Origin of the sequence: Microcella sp., from assembly GCF_033763155.1 — a bacterium.
In the GTDB taxonomy this organism is placed as follows: Bacteria; Actinomycetota; Actinomycetes; order Actinomycetales; family Microbacteriaceae; genus Microcella.
Genome location: NZ_JANRKZ010000023.1, coordinates 1 through 4,272 on the forward strand (window position 1 = coordinate 1; position 4,272 = coordinate 4,272).

Sequence of the window (4,272 nt, forward strand, 5' to 3'; positions counted from 1 at the left end):
GCTTGAGCGGGATGCCGTGCCACAGCTGAACGACCCGTGCGCCGCTCACACCGAAGCGGTTGACGTCACCGAACCCGTGGGTCACGACCACCACACCCGCGCGCAGCGTCGCCCAGAGCCCGCGTGGCCCACCCTTGCGCAGGGCGCGAAGTCCACGGGCTCGGGCCGCGGCGAGTTCGTCGGCACTCGACGCGAGCCACGTGAGGCGTCGCTCGGGCTCGCGCGCGGCGGATAGCTCGTAAAGCGCCAGCGCCCCCTCGCCGAGCCCGATGCCCGACCCGAACACCCACTGCTGCGGGCTGCGCGGCACGAGCACGGCGGCGAGCGCCCCGAGCGCATACAGCGGGGCGCGAGCGAGAACGCGCGCGTTGCCGGCGCTGAACGTGAAGCGGGCCATCGCGCCCGATTCTGTCACGCCTCGCGCGTTCGGCACCCTCCAGATCGGCGAATACTGGCGCACAACGAGGCGAACAGCCGTTCACGGCGCCCGTTGCGAACAAGTCGGTAACGGTGTGGCCGATTGGCGGGGCCGCTCGGGTCGCCGCTGAAAGAATCAAGACCATGAAGATCGTGAGCCAATACAAGACCGCGCGACGCATCGTGCGCGACCTCCTGCGCTCGCGCCGCAATCGCATTCTGCTCGCCGAGCGGCTTGCGCACGAGACTCCGGCCGCGCCCGGCAGCATCGAGATTGCCGTCTACTTCGCCGACACGCGCGTGAACCTCTACCAGATTCGGCAGTGGTATGCGCCGCTTGCCGAGCTCGCGCGCGAGCATCCGGTCGCCATCATCAGCCGCAGCCCCGGAACGATGATGACCTTGCTCGACGAAGCACCTGTTCCTGCCGTGTATCTGCGCAAGGTCACCGATCTCGAGAAGTTCGTCGCCGAGCAGCCGCTGCGCATCGTGTTCTACGTCAACCAGAACACCAAGAACTTTCAGATGTTCCGCTACGGCCGCATGTGGCACGTGTTCATCAACCATGGCGAGAGCGACAAGATGTACATGACCACCAACCAGTACAAGGCGTATGACTACGCCTTCGTCGCGGGGCAGGCGGCCCGCGACCGGTTGGCGCGCAAGCTGTGGTCGTACGACGTTGAGCACCGCACGCTCGAGATCGGCCGCCCGCAGGCCGACCACTTCGCGGGTGCCACGCCCTACACGCCCGACGATCGCACGGTCGTGCTCTATGCGCCAACGTGGGAGGGTGACCGACCTGCCGCGGCCTACGGCTCGATCGCGAGTCACGGTGAGGCCCTGGTGGATGCCCTGCTCGCGACCGGCCGCCACCGCGTGATCTACCGCCCGCACCCGCGCAGCGGGGTCGTGAGCCGCGCGTATGGCGCAGCGAACCGGCGCATCATCGCGGCTCTGGATCGCGCCAACGCCGCCGACCCCTCAGCCCAGCACGTGCACGACACGGGGTCGGCGCTGGGCTGGCAACTCTCGGCCGCCGACGTTGCCATCACCGACATCTCGGCGATGGTCTATGACCGCCTCGCCACGGGCAAGCCCATCATGGTGGCGCGGCCCGCGTCACCCGAGGCCGAGATCGACGACTCGGGCTACCTGAGCGACTGCGAGTGGCTCACGGTCGACGACGCGGCGCACATCGTGCCGCTCATCGATCGGGTGCTCACGAGTGCTGAAGCACACGACAAGCTCACGCGCTGGGTGCAGCGCTACTTCGGCGACACGACTCCGGGAGCAGCCACGGCGCGATTCCATGCCGCGGTTGAGACGCTGTATGCCGAGTGGGATCGCGTGGCGGCCATCCACGCACACGACCCGATTACATCGGAGTCGAACCCGTTCGACGACGAAGACGACGAAGACGAGGCTCCTTCGGGGGACTGAGCTGGTCGAGCTCGGCCGGCCACCGCGTGGGAGCGGGCCCAAACGCTTGCTGAGCGGTGCGCACAACCTTGCCGCCGATGAGGCGGTTACCCGCACCACCGATGACCGCGCCAATGCCAAAGGGAACGAGCCGGCCAGCCATGCTGCCGCCTTGCTTGACCGCCATGCTCTTGACGAGCTCGTCGCGCAGCCGTTTGTTCAAGAGCCCGACGAGGGCCTTGGGCATTCCGGCCGTGATCGACTCACCCCAGTACTGCGTGCGGTCGGGGCCACGGCCCGTTGCTTGCCCCACGAATTGCTGCACGAGCTCTTTTCCGGGCCCCCCGAGCATGAGCGCCATGACGAGATTGTGGGCGCGTTCTTCATCGTCGACGACGATGCCGTGAATCTCAGCAACCGACTGCGCAAACAGGGCCGTCATCTCGAAGAAGGCCACGGTCTCGACCCCGATCACGGTGAGCCCGAGGGCTGTGCCCACGCCGGGAATGAGCGATGCCGCGCCGCTGCCCGCGCCCGTAATCGTGACGCTGTTGAGAAAACGACGCTCGAGAATCATGATGACTTGCTCGGGTGTGGCCGCGGGATACTGCCGACGGATCGAGCGGATGTGCAGCAACACGGCCGGACGTTGCGCCGACATCGCGGCGCGCAGCGCCCGCACGAGAACGGGGTCGGCGGCGACAACGGCCACCTCGGTCGAGGCCGTAACACTCTCGTCGTCGTCGATCGGGATGCCCTGCAGGGGCTCGCGCTCGGTCGCGCCGTCGTTCTCGCTCGGGGTGAGAGTCACCGCAACCTCCAGAGATCGTTCGCGGTCAGTGTACGAGCCGCGACTGAGAGCGCCTCGGGCGACTAGTCGACGACGGTGCTCGTGATGCCCGTGCCGTAGTCGCGGTTGTACGCATCGAGAACGTCGCCGATAGCGCCGTCGAGCACGAGCGATCCCTTGTCGAGATAGAGCCCGCGCGTGCAGAAGCGCTTGAGGTCACGCTCATTGTGTGAAACGAAGAAGAGCGTGCGCCCGCCCGCCAGCAACTGGTCGATGCGGGCATAGCACTTGTCGCGAAACGCTTTATCGCCGACGGCGAGCACTTCGTCGACGAGCAAGATCGGCTCTTCGAGTCGCGAAATGACCGAGAAGGCGAGGCGCACTTTCATGCCGCTCGACAGGTGTTTATAGGGGGTTCCGACGAAGTCGCGCAGCTCAGCGAAGTCGATGATCTCGTCGTAGCGCTGGTCGATCTCGCGCTTCGACATGCCGTGCAAGCCCGCCGTCAGGTAGAGGTTCTCGCGCACGGTGAGGTCATCGACGAATCCGCCCGTGATCTCGATGAGGGGCGCGACGCCCCCGTGCACGTCAACGGTGCCTTCGTCGGGAAGCATGACCCCGGCGACGAGCTTGAGCAGGGTCGACTTGCCTTGACCGTTTCGGCCGACGACGCCGATGGCTTCACCGGCGCGCACCTCGACACTCACGTTGCGCAAGGCCCAGAACTCATCGGGTCGAGACCGTCGCTGCGACCCCGCGAAGAGGTCTTTGAACGATCGGCGCCCGCGGCGATTGCGCCGAAAGCGGATGCCGGCGTCTGCCACGCGAATAACGGTGTCCGCGGCCACTAGACCTCCTTCAAGACGGCGCGCACCATGCGGCGGAAGACGAGGATGCCGACGGCGAGAATGCCGAGGCTCATGGCGGCCGCGATGATCACCGCGCGGGCATCCAGTTGTTCAGGAAAGAAGCTGGCTCGGTATAGCGAGATGATGCCCGCAAGGGGGTTGAACGACGCCCAGAAGTCGAGGCCGTGGGGCAAGTCGCCCAGGCCGTAGATGATGGGCGAGGCGTAGAACAAGAACCGCAACACGAGCTTGACCGCACGCTCGAGGTCTCGAAAGAAGACCACGAGCGGAGCGATGATGAGCCCGAGCCCGACCGTCAAGATGCCCTGCAGAACGATGGCGACGGGCAACCAGAGCACACCCCACGTCGGCTGGGCCCCGAAAATCATCGCGAAGATCACGATGACCGGCAGGGCCGCGATGAATTCGATGCCCTTCGACAACACGATGCGGTTGACCCAGATCGTGCGGGGAATTCGGGTCGACCGCACGAGCTTGGCGTCTTTCGTGAAGGCGCGGGTTGCGTCGCCGACCGCTCCGTTGAACCACATCCACGGCAGCAATCCCGCGAGCAAGAACACGATGTAAGGCTCGTAGCCGATCGTACGATCAACCACCTGGGTGAAGACGAACCAGTAGATGACCGCCATCACGAGCGGGTCGAGAACCGACCAGAGATAGCCAAGAAACGAGGTCGCGTACCGAACCTTGAGGTCACGGCTCGTGAGCAACCACAGCGATTGCCGATACACCTGTGCGGCAGAGCGCGGCGGGCGCGGCGGCGGGGCTGTGGTC

The 4,272-nt window shown here is 66.0% G+C and carries 5 protein-coding genes; 1 reads left to right on the forward strand and 4 read right to left on the reverse strand.

What is annotated here, in order from left to right:
• A partial coding sequence (locus tag SFU54_RS00735; RefSeq protein ID WP_319014407.1) for a CDP-glycerol glycerophosphotransferase family protein occupies nucleotides 1-397 on the reverse strand: 397 nt, incomplete at its 3' end.
• A 164-nt stretch (nucleotides 398-561) separates the two neighbouring features.
• Between SFU54_RS00735 and SFU54_RS00740 the strand changes: the two genes are divergently transcribed.
• Nucleotides 562-1,860, forward strand: coding sequence for a CDP-glycerol glycerophosphotransferase family protein (locus SFU54_RS00740; protein WP_319014408.1), 1,299 nt, complete (start codon nucleotides 562-564; stop codon nucleotides 1,858-1,860).
• Here SFU54_RS00740 and SFU54_RS00745 read toward each other — a convergent pair.
• From SFU54_RS00745 to SFU54_RS00755, 3 genes are all read right to left on the reverse strand, one after another.
• Nucleotides 1,796-2,650 (reverse strand): hypothetical protein, encoded by an 855-nt coding sequence (locus SFU54_RS00745; RefSeq protein ID WP_319014409.1) that lies wholly within the window; start codon nucleotides 2,648-2,650, stop codon nucleotides 1,796-1,798. The two genes, SFU54_RS00740 and SFU54_RS00745, sit on opposite strands and share 65 nt — an antisense overlap.
• A 62-nt stretch (nucleotides 2,651-2,712) precedes the next feature.
• Nucleotides 2,713-3,477, reverse strand: a complete 765-nt coding sequence (locus SFU54_RS00750) for an ABC transporter ATP-binding protein (protein WP_319014410.1) — start codon at nucleotides 3,475-3,477, stop codon at nucleotides 2,713-2,715.
• The coding region (locus tag SFU54_RS00755; RefSeq protein ID WP_413466532.1) for an ABC transporter permease at nucleotides 3,477-4,272 on the reverse strand (796 nt) is incomplete at its 5' end. The genes SFU54_RS00750 and SFU54_RS00755, both read right to left, overlap by 1 nt.